The organism is Pseudalkalibacillus sp. Hm43, from assembly GCF_051842935.1.
Taxonomy (GTDB): domain Bacteria; phylum Bacillota; class Bacilli; order Bacillales; family Fictibacillaceae; genus Pseudalkalibacillus.
This window is the reverse complement of sequence record NZ_JBPXRR010000001.1, coordinates 1,364,648-1,380,011: the sequence shown is the minus strand read 5'-3', so window position 1 is coordinate 1,380,011 and position 15,364 is coordinate 1,364,648. Positions and strand designations below refer to the sequence as shown.

The following is a 15,364-nucleotide window of genomic DNA, read 5'->3' as shown; positions in this document are numbered from 1 at the left end:
AATTAAATGAAAAAATATATGCCCATTTTTCTTGTAGCTATTCGATAGCCTGTCCACATCGAATCCAATACACATATAGTAGATATGAAAGGAGGTTTTGAATATGAGTGATGATGCTGTAGGTGGAATCAGTGGGAGAACTTTTGCGCTTCTCGTAATCTTGTTCATCCTATTGATTATCGTAGGAGCTGCTTGCGTTGGTGGTACTCGACGTCGTCGAGGAGGATTCTGCTGCGGAGGTGGCGGCGGGTTCTTCTATTAATTGGAATGAGATGAGGTTGACGTTTGTCAATCTCATTTTTTTATATGTTTTCTGACAATTCTATAATCATTCGTCTTGGTCGTACATATACTGTTATAAGACAATTTTTCAGTTCTAATATCAAGGGAGTGAGGTCTATGAGGAACGTCCCGAACTACGGTGAATTTTATCAGAGAGCTCTGATCACCATCGGAGAATCTGATCGTAGTTCAGTAGATTGTGAGACATGTACACATTGGTTGATTGTATTAGAGGGTAGTGAAATGGATAAAGATACAGGGGCTTACCATTGGAACGTGGTCGTCTTCCCTTCGAAAAAGTGTGGAGGATTCAATTATAAGCTTCCTTACTTCGTATCTGAACGTTTCTCTTCCATTCATAAAGCCATTGACTACACGAGTCAGTTGGAGAAAATGGCGAAAGAAGATCAGTTGGTTACGATTGTTAAATAAAAAAAGAGAATGAAGCCTACCTTCCTCTCTTTTTGAAGTGGTTTGTGAAATAGTGTACATAAACAAATACATATGTATCTGATTGATAAAAAGGCAACACCTTATGATGAGGTGTTTTTTTGATGGATAGAAAAAAAGAGCTGGTTCTTATTGAACCAGCTCTCCAACCTTATCTAACCTAACCTGAAGATGATCCCGTGACCGCCTTTCGGGTAGACCCAGTCGATGTTTTCATGTGGACATCCGATTCGGCAGCTCCCACACTCATGACAACCTTCATATCCGATGTGCATCCGGATGTCTTCCCACTTATAAATTTCTGCCGGACAAAAAAGTGTACAGATCTTATCTGGACAATCGGTCATACAGATTTCAGGATTCTTCACATGAAGATGGGACTTCGTGTCTGCGTTGAATCGGACGAGGTACTGCTTTTCTTCAATGGATTGTGTTTTCTTCTCCTCACTCATTATTTCATCACCTTCCATGCCCGGTACATATCCCGGGCGATTTTGATCTTTTCCCTTGGAGATCCGATGTCTTTCCAAATCTTCTTCTGCTTTTCCCATTTAGACGTACCGTCCACTGTGAACATCTGACTGGCAGCACGATTCATCATAGGAATATACTGGTCGAAGTATTGCGGGAATTTATCAAAATGATGAGTGGAGTCTTTGTACTTTTTCATATCTTGACCGACGAAGCTCGCCATCAGCTTCACACGGTACTGATCCAGTGTCCCCTCTGAAAAATCCTCTTTTTCCATTGCATCCAGGACTGTTTCAGCAGCATATCTTCCGGAAGTCATCGCAAGGTTCGATCCTTCACGGTGAATAGCGTTCACGAGTTGTGCAGCATCTCCAACCACGATGACGCCATTACCAACGACTTTCCCCATTGATTTATAGCCGCCTTCTGGAATCAAGTGGGCCAAATATTCTTGCTGCTCTCCCCCTTGCAGATACGGTCTGATCATCGGATGACCTTTCACGTAATCCAATAATTCGTATGGTCTAATCTTATGTTTGATCAATCCGGATAATAACGTTCCGACACCGATGCTTAACGAATCTTTATTTGTATATAGGAAACCGGTCCCCAGGATGCCTTTCGTGGCATCTCCGAACAATTCGATTGTACAGCCTTGATTCGGTTCGAGATTGAAGCGGTCTTCTATGATCTTCTTATCGAGCTTCAAGATTTCCATCGTGGCGAGTGCAACTTCATCAGGTTTGTATTCTTTATGGAAGCCAAGTGATTTTGCCAGAAGTGAATTCACACCATCTGCTAAAACGACCACATCAGCAAATACGTCTCCGTCCGGTCGATCGGTCCTGACGCCGATGACCTTTCCTTTTTCAACAATACATTCAGTTACGACGGTTTCATTGACTAACAAAGCTCCTTGTTCAACCGCCTTCGATGCGAACCATTGATCGAACTTGGCACGCAAGACGGTGAAGTTGTTATATGGTTCTTGCCCCCATTCCATCCCTTTGTATCCGAAAGTGACGGCAGACTCCTTATCCATCATCATGAACCGTTGTTCAACAATCGGTCTTTCAAGGGGTGCTTCTTTATAGAAATCAGGAATGACGTCCTCCATCATTTTTCTGTACAGGACACCGCCCATGACGTTTTTGGATCCAGGGTACTCGCCTCTTTCCAATAGAAGAACCTTCGCTCCTCCTTTGGCTAGTTCGAAAGCACATGAAATTCCAGCTGGCCCTGCACCGACGATGATACAATCAAACTTCTCTGGCATGGTCGACCTCCTTCCTGGACAATTCCTGATCAAACGCTTTGATCATTAACGGGAGGATTTCAAAAGCATCTCCCACTATTCCGTAATGACAAGCTTCAAATATGGCTGCATCCGGATCTTTATTGATGGCGATGATCATACCGGAATTTTTCATTCCGACGAGGTGTTGGATCGCTCCTGAAATGCCGACCGCTATATATATTTTCGGAGTGACGGTAACACCTGTCTGCCCGACCTGATGGTGGTGCTCGATCCAACCGGCTTCGACGACATCTCGGCTCGCTCCGACTGCTCCGCCTAATGTATTCGCTAATTGATGAATCAGCTTGAATCCTTCTGCACTTCCTAGTCCTTTTCCACCAGCCACCACGATATCGGCTTCATCAATTCGCACTTTCTTTGTCGTCGTTTTGACGATTTCCAATACTTTTGTACGAATATCATCTTCCTTAACGTCTATCGATTCCTCGACGAGCTCACCAACTCGTCCTTCTTCAGGCTCTAGTGCTTTCATCACCTTCGGACGGACTGTCGCCATCTGAGGTCGGTACTTTTTACATAAAATCGTTGCCATGATATTTCCACCGAATGCAGGGCGACTTGCGAGCAATAACCCGGTGTCTTCCTCTACATCCAACTCGGTCGTATCAGCAGTCAGCCCCGTTGGTAAGTCTGTCGCGACAGCGCTTGCAAGGTCTTTTCCTGTTGAAGTTGCACCAAACAGTATGATTTCTGGTTTATGCTTTTCACTACAATGGAGCAACGCCTTCATGTAAGATTCGGTCCTGTAATGGGTGAAAATCTCCTGATCATAGACATAGACGACATCTGCCCCGTATTCAAACGCAACGGTCGACAGATGCTTCACATCATTCCCGATGATGATGCCGCCCAGTTTAACGCCTCGTTTGTCCGCCAGCCTTCTACCAGCCCCTAACAATTCAAGAGAAACAGGAGCGACCGAATCTCCATCTTCCTCCAAAAACACCCATACACCGCTGTAGTCTTCAAAATTCATGATGAAGAACCTCCTTTCAAACGGAACAGTTCTTTCTTCTCTAAAACGACAGAAAGAAGCTGATTCACTTGTTCTTCCGCATTTCCTTCAAGCATCTTACCGCCTTCAGGTTTAGGAGGTGCCCAAACTTTCGCTACGATGGTCGGAGAACCCTTCAATCCTAATTGCTTAATGTCCACCTCTTCTAAATCATCGACTGACCAAATATGTGGTTCGTATCGTGCAGCTTTGAGCATATTCGGAAAAGGCGAATAAGGCACTTCATTAATTTCTTTCTCTACGGACATGAGACAAGGAAGACTGGATTGGATGACTTCATGTCCATCTTCAATCTTACGGTGGACGATGACATATCCCTCGTCTTTATTGATAACCTCTACCTTTTTGACCGAGGTCAAAGGTGGAATATCCAAACGCCTGGCGATTCCTGGACCGACTTGTCCAGTATCACCGTCGATGGTCATCTTCCCACACAGGACCAGGTCGACAGGTCTGATTTTCGAAATCTTTTCAATGGCTTTCGTCAGAGCATAACTCGTTGCCAATGTGTCAGCACCAGCAAATTTCCGGTCAGAAATCATATAGCCTTCATCAGCTCCGATTTCAATACATTTCTTGATGGCCTTGACCGCTGGCGGCGGTCCCATCGTCAATACAGAAACGATACCTCCATATCGTTTCTTGATTCTGACAGCCTCTTCCACAGCATGAGCATCATATGGGTTCAAAATCGCCGGCGCACTGGCCCGATCCATGGTATTGGTTTTAGGATTCATCTTGATGATTTTCGTATCAGGCACTTGCTTGATGCAAGCGACGATATGTAGCATTGGACACCTCTCCTTTTCTACGAAAATCGTACAATTCTCGTACTTATGAATTGTCTATACACTTTAACTATATTAACGAGAGATGGTGATAATGCTGATTTTAGAGATGAAATCTAACCAAACACGGAAAAGGAATACGACTAGAGTTGTATTAATTAGTTCATTCCTATCAATCTTGTTCTATTTTCGTTTTAAAATTTAAAATATTCAAACATTTAATGTATAATTTTGGATGAAAGAAAATAGAAGATTACCTTTGTATTGAAAGGTGGTGATCCATCAAGGACCATGAACCTTCATCCATCTGTCGAATTAGTCACGGAACATGATCAGGAGGTGTAGTAGATGAAAGACATCGAACAAGACATGACAAAAAAGCAGCATGAATATTGGAAGAAAAATACTCGTCTAATCAAGGTGCTGCTCGTCATTTGGGCACTCGTTTCCTTAGTCGCTGCCATCATACTTGCGAAACCTCTCAGTGAAGTTCAGTTCTTTGGTGTTCCATTGGCTTTTTGGTTTGCACAACAAGGTTCAATCATCATCTTTTTGATCTTGATTTTTTATTATGCTAAACGGATGGACAAGCTCGATGAAGAGTATGACGTACAGGAGGTCATATTGACGAAGAAGAAAACGAAGGATAAGGGGGTATCGACATGAGTGTAGAAACCCTTACCTTGACGCTCGTCGTTCTTACCTTCGCCATCTACCTCTATATCGGGTGGCGCTCAAAAGTGAAAGATACGAGCAATTTCTTCGTGGCTGGAAATGACATTCCGGCAGTCGCGAATGGAGCTGCAATTGCTGCGGACTGGATGTCAGCTGCATCGTTCATCTCGATGGCAGGTCTGATCTCATTCCTAGGGTATGACGGCACCATCTATTTGATGGGCTGGACAGGGGGATATGTACTCCTTGCCCTCCTCTTAGCACCGTATCTGCGTAAATTCGGTCGCTATACGGTACCGGATTTCATCGGTGACCGCTATTATTCCAATGGTGCACGTGCGGTTGCGGCAGTAGCCACAATCTTCATCTCACTTACATATGTAGCGGGACAGATGCGTGGTGTCGGAATCGTATTCAGCCGTTATCTACAAGTGGACATTGTCATTGGCGTACTTATAGGAATGGCCATTGTCGCATTTTTTGCCGTACTAGGTGGAATGAAAGGAATCACCTGGACACAGGTCGTCCAATATTCTATCCTGATTGTCGCTTTCCTGATTCCAGCAGTTGCCATCTCGTTCAAATTGACAGGAAACCCTGTACCTCAATTGGCTTTGACATTCAGTGATATTGCGAAAGAATTGAGTGTCCTACAGGTTGAACTGGGACTGAAGGAATATTTAGCTCCATTCCAGAACATGTCCGCTCTCAATGTATTTGCGGTCACACTGGCGCTTATGATTGGAACGGCTGGTTTACCTCACGTCATCATCCGATTTTATACAGTCAAAAACGTCCGTGCAGCAAGATGGTCTGCTGGATGGGCATTGCTATTCATCGCATTGCTCTATACAACAGCACCCGCGATAGGTGTTTTTGCAAAATATAATCTAATCAACAGTTTTAACGATCAACCGATCAACGAAGTTCGTGAAACAGCATGGGTCTCGAAGTGGGAAGAAACGGGGTTACTGACGCTTGATGATAAAAATGGAGACGGCGTTCTAGCCTTCTCATCCAATGAAGCAACGAATGAAGTGACTATTGACCGGGATATCATTGTGCTATCTACTCCGGAAGTAGCTGGTCTTGCTCCAATCGTTATCGCGCTGGTAGCAGCAGGAGGTCTAGCGGCTGCTTTATCCACCGCATCAGGTTTATTGCTGGCCATGTCCAGCGCAGTTTCCCATGATATTTATTTCAGAATCTACAGGCCGAATGCAAGTGAGGAACAGCGTTTGAAAGTCGGTCGACTGATGATTTTTTTGGCTGTTATCGTTGCTGGTTATTTCGGCATCAACCCACCAGGATTTGTTGGCGAAGTGGTCGCATTCGCCTTCGGGTTAGCGGCAGCCAGCTTATTCCCTGCAATATTACTAGGCATCTTCGATCGACGGATGAATCGTGAAGGAGCGATTTGGGGAATTTCAGTGGGTCTAGCCTTTACTGTTATCATGATCCTTTTGATGCGCTCACCTCAAATCTTCGGTACAGACGCACCTGTTCTGGAAAGTTTCTTTGGCATCAACGCTCAAGGAATCGGAGTAGTCGGTGCATTGTTGAATTTCATCATCTCTTTCATCGTTTCACGAAGGACAGCAGCACCACCAGAAGACATTCAACAAATGGTGGAAGATATCCGCGTACCGAAGGTGATGGACAAGACAGGTTGAACAATTGGGGGAGAATCTTCCCCCCTTTTTACATATCGAGGAGGAAATGATTTATGACGGTTTTCTTCGGACTACTTACGCTTGCGTTATATATGTTTCAACCTTATCTGGATTTGAAAGTGATCAAGAAAGCACTTGGAATCGCTCTTTTCCTGGAGATTTTTTATCTGCTTGGACATTACATCGCAGATTGGCCATTCCCGACACCTACCGTCATATTTCAAATCATCATTGTATCCGCATTAGGAGTAGCGTTAGGGGTCATCTTTTCTCGGATTTGGCCACTACCGAGAAACAAAGGTTTCGAACGGATCATGCGCACCCTGCTCATCGTCATCCCATCCCTCGGTATCGGAGTCGGTTTGCAGCTCGTTCTACAAGGAAACTTTGCAACACAGGCCATCTATCTCATATTTGCCTTGTCCGCTTGGTTAGGATCCGGACATTTCATAAAAGAAAACCCGAAAGAAGGATGAATACAGGTTATTCATCCTTCTTTCTTTTGTATCGTATTCTTTTGAAAAGCTGGTGAAGACGACTTTGTTTCGGGATGACTTCGTACGGCCGCATCATCTCTTGATCCTCGTGTTCGAGCATGTGACAGTGCCATACATACCGGCCTGTATAAGGTTGGAATTTTCCGATGATACGTGTAACCTCACCTGGGTTCGCACTTACGATGTCTTTCCAGCCCTTTTCGTATGGTTCAGGTCCCCTTCGATCACCTGTGTATTTCAAGTTTCCCGTTTCGTTAAAATAATCGACATCAAACGATTGCCGATCCAAGATTTGAAACTGGATGAGGTGGAGATGAATCGGATGTGTGTCGTCGCTGATATTGATGAGGCTCCAAATTTCAATTGCCCCTAACTCAGGGTTCTCCGTTATCGGATCGTCCCATCTAAGGTCATCCAATAACATGATTGGTCGACCGTAAGCATCCTCTCGGTGAACTAAAGTCAAAGGTCGGATGATGGACGCTTGGTTTTCATTGTAGTATTTGATCTTATTCAATGTTTTCGGTATCACAGATGTGTCCTTTTCAGTGAGAGGTTTCGTCACCTTAAAAGCCATGATTTGCCCGGTCGTTGACGGATCTGGCAGTTCGCCATCCGGAAAAGGCGCTGGTGCCTTATTCCTCAATACGATCGTCTGCCCTTTCAAATCCGAAAAATCAACGATCAGATCAATCCTCTCCCCGGGTGCGAGTAAGAAACTTTTCAATTCCAGAGGTTCTTCTCTAAGTCCCCCATCAGTTCCAATCTGGTAAAAAGACTGTTGGTTGCTCAAGGAAATCCGGTAAAATCTTGCGTTTGATCCGTTCACCAATCTGAAACGATATTTTCTTGGTTCAAGCTCTAAATAAGGCCATACGACTCCATTAACAAGATTGGTGTTACCGAAGAATTCCGGTACAACCGATGGATAGACGGGTGTCGTCATATTATCGGGCTTCGCAGGATAATAAAATGTTCCATCGGGATTGAACGATCGATCTTGAATCAGCAATGGAATCTCAAACGCTCCTTTAGGGAGGTTCAATTGTTCCTCATGTTCATCTCTTATGATATACATTCCTGCTAACCCAGCATAAATGTTCAGGCGCGTTATGCCGATTGCGTGATCATGATACCAGAGCATCGTCGCTTCCATGTCATTCGGGTACTCATATGTGTCTTGTTCAAAAAAAGATCCAACCACCTGATAATTTTTCGTAAACCAGGCGTCCGGGTATCCATCACTGTCCGGTTTTACACGCGCTCCGTGCAAATGGACGACGGTGCGAACATCGGGAACCTGTACTCCAGCACCATGGACAGTGTGATCAAGTGGTAGGATATGTTCAGCCGGCAAATCATTCATCCATCTTACTCGAATCTTCTGATTCCGTTTCACTTCCAATGTAGGACCAGGATAAATCCCTTGATACCCCCAAATGACAGTATCTGGTAAGTCTTTATGAAGCTTTTGATACATTTGTTTCATGGTCACTTCATAATAGGCAACCCCTTCTTTCACATACAAAGGTCTCTGTATTTTCGGAATGGGAAGAGGTGTATTGAACGGGTTGATCTTCATGGTACCCCTCCTAGTTGTGCTGTTCCTCCATTACTTATGTATGCGCCTCAAACCTGTACCATGTTCAGCGTAATATTAAAAAGCGAATGGGAAACCATAGAAATAGAAAAGATGAATAAAAGGAGCTATCCAATTTGAATATCAGACATATTGTTGCGATCTCTTCTAAATTTGTCATTGTATACGGTCTTTGCCTTTCTGTTTTGACGCCGTTTTTCGGGGTGTCGATACTGAATGCTTTATGGGTATCCGCCTTGATTACGGCAATCGGTTACCCAATCGGGGATCTGTACGTGTTGAAGAAACTAGGCAATTTCTTTGCTACTGCGCTTGATTTCGGGTTCGTGTTCATCGTCCTGTTTCTTTTAGCCGAGCCGATCGTCGATACAGCCTATAATCGCCTCCTCGGAGCAGGGATCACTTCCTTAGGTATTGCGGCTTCGGAATTTGTTTACCATATGTTTATAGAAGTGACGAATCCTCTCCACCCATCCAAAGCAGATGTTAAAGGACACGGATACGCTGTTGAAGTTGGAGAAGAGTTTGCACCAGCAGATGATAAGTTAATCAACGAAAGCGACGAAGACAAGTAGAAAACAAGAAAGGTGACGTGGCATTCTGTTTCAGATGCCCGTCACCTTTTTTATTCGAAATGGAAAGAGAAATGTTCGGTGTTCAGTTCACCATCAATTAAACTTCTTTCAGTCAAATCTACGTAGCGATTCAAACCGAGTTTCAAAACCGTCGAAGAACGTGTTCCATACCGTTCCGATTCAATGAAGATGGAAGACAATTTTTCCTCCCATTCCAAGCCAATCCCAGTGTCCGGTAACAGGTGGCGGTCAGCCGGATCTCGGTTATTCAATATTTCAAACAAGCATTCTTCATCCATTTCCTCTGATTTCGAAAGACATTGCTCCAAGTCTTCCTTCCCTCTTTCAACTTTCGGCCAAGGGGTATCTAGGAAATGATTGCTGAGTCCATAAATTCCAGGTGGAAGCTCTCTGATTTCATTTTGGACATTCGAATAATAAAAGAGTGCCTCTTCATTTCCAACAATCAAGTTGTAGCCACGATAATGGTTCCGATCTTCTTGCTTTTCTTTTAGAAATTCAAATGTGTCTTTTTTACTCTTTAAATAATCTGAAACGAGTTGGCCTCGTGAAATTTTGTTTTCCGTCGGTTCATTGGGATCCCTGAAATTCGTCAAGGCTGCAAATCTTCCTTTTGTCGATACCCCCATCCACGTCCCCTTTTCTTTCAGGTCTCGTCCTGCAAGAATGGATGGGTCATCCTCCCAGAAATGAACAGGGGCAGTCGGTCTTTCATAAAATTCGTCTCGGTTTGCTGCAACAATGAGTGGATATTGATTGTGTATTTTATAAGCGAAAAATAAGACGCACATTCGCTACCCTCGTTTCTGGTCTTTTTCTTTTAATCTTATGATTATTGTTCCTGACGAGAGACCATCGTACACGTAATAAGCCCTATTATTTGGAAAGAACCAGTCTTCTGTCGATCAGATTGGCTGAAACAGGCTTGCGACCGATTTCTCTTGACCAAATGGAGAGTTGTCCACTATGGTGGATCTCATGCGCTATGATATGGCGGAGGATCTCACCTTTCCTGAACTTGTTGAACCGAAGATCCAACTCTTCTTCCATTTGATTGGTCCAATTCCCTAGGTATGCTTCCACTTCCGGATGGCATTCTTCAGAAAGATCAATGACCTTTTGTAGCGAATCATACTTATGGAAAGCTTCTTCGATATCAGGTTTTCCTTGTAAAATTTGAATCCAGCTATATTCTACGTCGACAATGTGGTACAACGTTTCAAGAATACTTCCGACTCCACCTGTACGCTTTGCAAGTAATTCATCTTCTGGAACTTGCTTGCACCATTCAAACCATTCATTTCGGACCTGCCAATTGTATTGGAATAAAGTGAGCATTCGGTACCCTCCTATTGAGTTTTACTTTGGTTTACAACATCCATGTGAAAGAATTCCTCCACTGTTTCCAGTATGTGATCAGGTTCTACTGCAAATTCCGCTACTTGCGTATTCGGTAACCACTGTACACCGATCGTAAATACGCCTGCTCTCTTCCCGGCCTCAATATCAGCGTCGCTGTCACCAAGAAACATCGCTTCTTCTTTCTTTGCGTCCATCATCTGTAAAATTTCAATCAAGCCTTCTGGGTCCGGTTTCGTCTGTTCGACTTCATCCCCCGCCACTGTGACATCAAAAAATGCTTCCATCTGCAATTCTTTCAAAGAAATATCAAGGCTTCTTCGGGATTTACCAGTTACGATTCCGAGCTTGAATCCATTTCCCTTTAATTGTGATAACAATTGATGCATGTCCTTATTGAAATCAACAAACTTAGAATGTTGCTCAGCATATGTTTCAAAATACCACTCTATTGCCTCTTCGTACCGATCGTTTTCCAATTGATTTCGTATGATTTCCGTTTCAGGAGGTCCAAACATGCTTTTGATTTCTTCAGGGTGATATTCTTTCTGATCGAATTGGTGGAAGACGGTGTTGAAGGAATGAAAACAGAGAGGTAATGTATCTGCCAAAGTTCCATCGAAATCGAAAATGATCGTTTTCATGATAATCATCCTTTCCGCTATTCTACTGGGAGAAAATAATAAAAATGATCTGTGTCCTTTTGGTATCCTAGTTTTTCATAAAGCGCTTGAGCTTGGACATTATCATCAGCTGTTTCAAGCAAAATACCGGAAGCATCGGTATGCTCTGCAAGTATTTTCGCTTTGGCCATCAAGGCTTCAGCCACTCCTTCACGACGATGTTTTTCAGCCACAAACAGGTCATTCAATAACCATTGCCTCTTCAGACCTACGGATGTGAAAATGGGATAAAGCTGTACGAACCCCATCGGTCGACCTTCCTCATCGTGAGCAATGTATATGATGGATTCTTCATTTTTTATACGTTGACGAAGAAACGCTTTCCCTGCTTCAAAATCAGAGGCTTTTCCGTAAAACACTCGATATTGATCAAAGAGGTCTGCAATATCGTCCAATTCATTCATTGTCACTGGATTGATGATCATAGAATTACGTCACTCCTCATGGTAATAATTACTAACTCAAGGATATCTCAGTACGGCCGATTTTGCACTTAATTAGAAAAAGGCAACCCAGTCAGGTTGCCTGAAAAGAGTACCACTCAAGCCTTGTGTATCATCTGTTTCACACCTTTGAAAATCAGAACCGCAGCAAATACAATAACCGTGATGATTCCAATGATATCAATTGCAGAATCGAAGCTTGCCAAAAAGGTGCCTTCTAATGAAATACCTAGCAACAAATAACCCGCTACCAACGCTGCAAAATACGTGAAGATATTCCCTTGCACGTCATTCACCCCTTTCATCCTGTTTTTGAAAACAAAAAAAGGGAAGTGGTGCAAGTGTATGACGCAAAATCAAGATTTATACAGGGACAAGCATCGGTAATTGGCTCACTCTGCTTTACTGATGACACCACATGCTACACGACTACCAGCATCTCCAGATGGCTGGGACTCTTGATCATCAGCACCTTTATGAATGATGAACGCAGTTCCGGTTGAACCAATCAGTGAATTGGGTTCGCCGCTTTTCAGTGTGACTTTTTCGGCGAGTATGTCTTCTTGAACGGCTCCATCCTCATTGACATGAAGGTTCGGCAAATCCCCAGCATGAGCTTCGTTTCCATGATCGGTGCCGTGACTTGCATCATTCGGGTTGAAGTGACCTCCAGCAGACTTAAAATCTGGTGCCTCACAAATGCCTTTCTCATGAATGTGAAAACCGTGTTCTTCTGGCGATAGATTGGATGCCTTGATAGTGATCAATACCCCTTCGAATTGCTGTTCCAGATCGACCGTGCCGATCTTGTCGCCATCACTATTCTTTAGATCAACAGAGACCGGAACAATGTCATCCTTAACGTTGCCTTCATTTTCATTCCCACTCAATGTAGGGTTATCTTCGTCATTAGGAGCGTCTTCACCTACATTTGTGCTACATGCTGCTAGTGACATAACAAACAGAAATAAGATGGAATACAATAGCCAACGTTTCATCCAAATCTCCCCCTGCAATTATTTGTTACAGGACCCTTCACAGATTTCCCAGATTTTAAACGTTTTGCAGGATAATGTGGCCTTCTTTCCTAATGAAAATCCACCCTTCTTCCTACGAAAAAACGGTCACATCATTATATTTAAGATTATCTACTTTTTTCTATGTGAGCTTTATCAAATGCTTTTGGCTATCATAGATTTCTAATGGTTTTCCTCTCTCGAGCTTTGTTACAAAATCTGGATTAGCAAGCAATGGCCGACCGAATGCTGCTAGATTGATAACATTATTTTGAATTGCGGTTTCAGCCATTTCAGGATTAAGATTTCCGACACCTATAATATTACTGTCCCAGTGCTTTCGAACAACTTCATGAAATGTCTGGCCCCTTAGTAACACTTTGTCAAATTGATGTACCGAGGGATGAATGATCTTAATACCCACCTCTTTAAAAGCTTCCGTAAATGTCTGAATGGTGGTTTCCGGGTCTCTCCACTTGTATTGAGGTGCATCATCTTTCAATTCAGAAAAGCGGATGATTGTATTATTATCTCCAGCTTCAGACATAACGGCTTGAAGAACTTCTTTCATAAACGTTATCCGCTTAGCCAGATGTCCACCATACTCGTCTGTACGATGATTGGAGACTTCCGAATTGAACTGATCAATCAAATACCCATGAGCCCCATGGACTTCTACACCATCAAAACCAGCTTGCATTGCATTATGGGCAGCTGTGGCATATTGTTTGATTGTTTCTTTGATATCCTCTTCCGTCATTTCCTCAGGCCTATCAAACGGTTTTCCATAACGATGTACATGTCCTATTGCTCTGATGGCAGAAGGAGCTTGAGGAGGTAAACCAGCCGCTACTTCATGGTGTGTAAGTCTACCTACATGCCACAGTTGGGCAATGATGGTCCCATATTCTTCATGTACAGCATCTGTTACTTTTCGCCATCCTTTAACCTGTTCGTTTGTATATAAACCAGACAGGTTGAAAGTACCCTTCGCACGTGGGCTGATTATGATTCCTTCTGTAATGATAAGACCAACTCCATCAGCAGCTCTCTTCCTGTAGTACTCGACAACATCATCTCCCACAACACCAGTCTTGTCATCAGCAAAACCACGTGTCATGGGAGCCATCGTTATTTTGTTCTTAAGCTTCCAATTACCAATCCGGAAAGGGCTTAGTAAATTTGGATAAATGTCTTCCATTTTGGATTCTCCTTTTCTGTATGGATTACAATAATGGTAATGAATTGAAAAGGAATTTTACATGCATAATCCAATGCCTTTTAAATGATTCTGTTATAAAATTAAGAAAATAATTGAGCTTAACAAATGAATTTAAAGGTGTAAATTTTTGCGTAAATTTACATGGATAAGGGGGAAAGAAAGTGGATAAAACGGATATTGAAATATTAATCAATCTGCAAAACAATGCACGAATTTCAATGACTGAATTAGGTAAAATGGTCTCAATGTCACAGCCTGCGGTCACAGAGAGGATAAAAAGGCTTGAGGAAAATAAGGTGATTGATCATTACCGTGCAATCCTAACCCCGCAAAAAGTTAACAGAACAACAACGGCTTTCTTATTATTTCATACTAAGAATTGTGAAAAGTTCATCCAGTTCTGTAAAGGATCATCAGATGTGGTTGAATTACATCGAATTAGCGGTCGATACAATTACTTACTTAAAGTTGTATCTGAATCAATGGAAACATTAGAAACCTTTATTGATACTAGTGGAGAACACGGGGATTCTACAACTTTGGTAGTCTTATCTTCTCCGATCGACTTCAAAAACATTACACCTATCATCAAAGATTAGTGTTTGTTTAGAATATTCTTGCTGCCTTGATTTAAATGAATTCGAATTTCCATACTAATGAAGGGGTTGCCCAATAAATGAAAGTATTTGAAACTGAACGACTGACACTCCGATGGATAGAAGATAGAGATGCAAAGTTTATCTATACGCTTTTAAATGAACCAGGATGGATCAAGTATATTGGGGATAAAGGTATTCATAATTTAGGTGATGCTACCTCCTATATTAAAAACGGCCCTCGTGCTATGTATGAACGCGAGGGGTTTGGACTTTTCTTAGCACAACTCAAAGAATGTCAGACGCCTATCGGATTGTGTGGTCTGATAAAACGAGAAGGACTTGTGGACGTCGACATCGGTTTTGCCTTTCTTAAAGATTATCAATCTAATGGATATGCTTTTGAAGCAGCTAGCAAAACATTAGAATATGCTAAAAACATTGGGTTGAAAAAAATTGTGGCCATTACCACTAAAGATAATCAATCATCCTCTAAGCTCTTGGGGAAACTCGGAATGAGCCATGATGGTTGTGTGACTCTACCTGGTGATAGGGAAGAATTAAATAAGTATACAGTAGTATTGTAAGTGAGATGACTGGTACCATAATACGCTTATCGTAGCACTGTATTTTTCGACCAAAACAAACCCTCAAACTATACGGTTTGAGGGTTTGTTAAC

20 protein-coding genes are annotated in these 15,364 nt (G+C 42.7%); 8 read left to right on the top strand and 12 right to left on the bottom strand.

What is annotated here, in order from left to right:
- Positions 1-103: 103 nt before the first annotated feature.
- Both ACSVDE_RS07445 and ACSVDE_RS07440 read left to right on the top strand, forming a co-directional pair.
- The gene (locus ACSVDE_RS07445) at positions 104-262 is read left to right on the top strand and encodes a YjcZ family sporulation protein (protein WP_439300296.1); all 159 of its coding nucleotides are present in this window, start codon (positions 104-106) and stop codon (positions 260-262) included.
- Between the two features lie 137 nt (positions 263-399).
- Positions 400-714, top strand: a complete 315-nt coding sequence (locus ACSVDE_RS07440) for a hypothetical protein (protein WP_439300295.1) — start codon at positions 400-402, stop codon at positions 712-714.
- A 173-nt stretch (positions 715-887) separates the two neighbouring features.
- Here the strand turns inward: ACSVDE_RS07440 and ACSVDE_RS07435 are convergent, their stop codons facing one another.
- From ACSVDE_RS07435 to ACSVDE_RS07420, 4 genes are read right to left on the bottom strand one after another with little or no spacing between them, the layout of a single operon-like run.
- Positions 888-1,184 carry a 4Fe-4S dicluster domain-containing protein gene (locus ACSVDE_RS07435; protein WP_226548971.1) on the bottom strand — a complete coding sequence of 99 codons (297 nt, stop codon included), beginning with the start codon at positions 1,182-1,184 and terminating at the stop codon, positions 888-890.
- Positions 1,184-2,479 (bottom strand): FAD-dependent oxidoreductase, encoded by a 1,296-nt coding sequence (locus ACSVDE_RS07430; protein WP_439300294.1) that lies wholly within the window; start codon positions 2,477-2,479, stop codon positions 1,184-1,186. The genes ACSVDE_RS07435 and ACSVDE_RS07430 overlap by 1 nt, the downstream gene beginning before the upstream one ends.
- Complete coding sequence (locus ACSVDE_RS07425; protein ID WP_439300293.1) at positions 2,463-3,497, bottom strand: electron transfer flavoprotein subunit alpha/FixB family protein; 1,035 nt, start codon at positions 3,495-3,497, stop codon at positions 2,463-2,465. The genes ACSVDE_RS07430 and ACSVDE_RS07425 overlap by 17 nt, the downstream gene beginning before the upstream one ends.
- A complete protein-coding gene (locus tag ACSVDE_RS07420; RefSeq protein WP_439300292.1) occupies positions 3,494-4,327 on the bottom strand; it encodes an electron transfer flavoprotein subunit beta/FixA family protein in 834 nt (277 codons plus the stop codon). Before ACSVDE_RS07420 ends, ACSVDE_RS07425 begins: the two co-directional genes overlap by 4 nt.
- A 345-nt stretch (positions 4,328-4,672) precedes the next feature.
- Here ACSVDE_RS07420 and ACSVDE_RS07415 point away from each other — a divergent pair, with 345 nt between their 5' ends.
- The 3 genes from ACSVDE_RS07415 to ACSVDE_RS07405 are packed head-to-tail and all read left to right on the top strand — an operon-like array spanning position 4,673 to position 7,148.
- The gene (locus ACSVDE_RS07415; RefSeq protein WP_439300291.1) at positions 4,673-4,990 is read left to right on the top strand and encodes a DUF4212 domain-containing protein; all 318 of its coding nucleotides are present in this window, start codon (positions 4,673-4,675) and stop codon (positions 4,988-4,990) included.
- Positions 4,987-6,672, top strand: a complete 1,686-nt coding sequence (locus ACSVDE_RS07410) for a sodium:solute symporter family protein (RefSeq protein ID WP_439300290.1) — start codon at positions 4,987-4,989, stop codon at positions 6,670-6,672. Before ACSVDE_RS07415 ends, ACSVDE_RS07410 begins: the two co-directional genes overlap by 4 nt.
- A 53-nt stretch (positions 6,673-6,725) precedes the next feature.
- The gene (locus ACSVDE_RS07405; protein ID WP_439300289.1) at positions 6,726-7,148 is read left to right on the top strand and encodes a hypothetical protein; all 423 of its coding nucleotides are present in this window, start codon (positions 6,726-6,728) and stop codon (positions 7,146-7,148) included.
- A 7-nt stretch (positions 7,149-7,155) separates the two neighbouring features.
- On the opposite strand, the gene ACSVDE_RS07400 is transcribed toward ACSVDE_RS07405, so the two are convergent.
- Positions 7,156-8,751 (bottom strand): multicopper oxidase family protein, encoded by a 1,596-nt coding sequence (locus tag ACSVDE_RS07400; protein ID WP_439300288.1) that lies wholly within the window; start codon positions 8,749-8,751, stop codon positions 7,156-7,158.
- A 134-nt stretch (positions 8,752-8,885) separates the two neighbouring features.
- Here ACSVDE_RS07400 and ACSVDE_RS07395 point away from each other — a divergent pair, with 134 nt between their 5' ends.
- The gene (locus ACSVDE_RS07395) at positions 8,886-9,344 is read left to right on the top strand and encodes a DUF2512 family protein (RefSeq protein WP_439300287.1); all 459 of its coding nucleotides are present in this window, start codon (positions 8,886-8,888) and stop codon (positions 9,342-9,344) included.
- Positions 9,345-9,394: 50 nt separating this feature from the next.
- Here the strand turns inward: ACSVDE_RS07395 and ACSVDE_RS07390 are convergent, their stop codons facing one another.
- From ACSVDE_RS07390 to ACSVDE_RS07360, 7 genes are all read right to left on the bottom strand, one after another.
- Complete coding sequence (locus tag ACSVDE_RS07390) at positions 9,395-10,156, bottom strand: NRDE family protein (RefSeq protein WP_439300286.1); 762 nt, start codon at positions 10,154-10,156, stop codon at positions 9,395-9,397.
- 85 nt (positions 10,157-10,241) lie between these two features.
- Positions 10,242-10,703: a DinB family protein gene (locus ACSVDE_RS07385; protein WP_439300285.1), complete on the bottom strand. Its 462-nt coding sequence runs from the start codon at positions 10,701-10,703 to the stop codon at positions 10,242-10,244.
- A gap of 11 nt (positions 10,704-10,714) precedes the next feature.
- Entirely contained in the window at positions 10,715-11,371 is a 657-nt protein-coding gene (locus ACSVDE_RS07380; protein WP_439301948.1) for an HAD family hydrolase, read from the bottom strand.
- Between the two features lie 14 nt (positions 11,372-11,385).
- Positions 11,386-11,832, bottom strand: a complete 447-nt coding sequence (locus tag ACSVDE_RS07375) for a GNAT family N-acetyltransferase (RefSeq protein WP_439300284.1) — start codon at positions 11,830-11,832, stop codon at positions 11,386-11,388.
- A gap of 116 nt (positions 11,833-11,948) precedes the next feature.
- The gene (locus ACSVDE_RS07370; RefSeq protein WP_439300283.1) at positions 11,949-12,146 is read right to left on the bottom strand and encodes a hypothetical protein; all 198 of its coding nucleotides are present in this window, start codon (positions 12,144-12,146) and stop codon (positions 11,949-11,951) included.
- A 96-nt stretch (positions 12,147-12,242) separates the two neighbouring features.
- Positions 12,243-12,848: a superoxide dismutase family protein gene (locus ACSVDE_RS07365; RefSeq protein ID WP_439300282.1), complete on the bottom strand. Its 606-nt coding sequence runs from the start codon at positions 12,846-12,848 to the stop codon at positions 12,243-12,245.
- A 160-nt stretch (positions 12,849-13,008) separates the two neighbouring features.
- Positions 13,009-14,067 (bottom strand): alkene reductase, encoded by a 1,059-nt coding sequence (locus tag ACSVDE_RS07360; RefSeq protein WP_439300281.1) that lies wholly within the window; start codon positions 14,065-14,067, stop codon positions 13,009-13,011.
- 182 nt (positions 14,068-14,249) lie between these two features.
- On the opposite strand from ACSVDE_RS07360, the gene ACSVDE_RS07355 reads away from it, so the two are divergent.
- Together ACSVDE_RS07355 and ACSVDE_RS07350 are read left to right on the top strand one after the other, a co-directional pair.
- Positions 14,250-14,687, top strand: coding sequence for an Lrp/AsnC family transcriptional regulator (locus tag ACSVDE_RS07355; RefSeq protein ID WP_439300280.1), 438 nt, complete (start codon positions 14,250-14,252; stop codon positions 14,685-14,687).
- A gap of 77 nt (positions 14,688-14,764) precedes the next feature.
- Entirely contained in the window at positions 14,765-15,271 is a 507-nt protein-coding gene (locus ACSVDE_RS07350; protein ID WP_439300279.1) for a GNAT family N-acetyltransferase, read from the top strand.
- Positions 15,272-15,364: the final 93 nt, after the last annotated feature.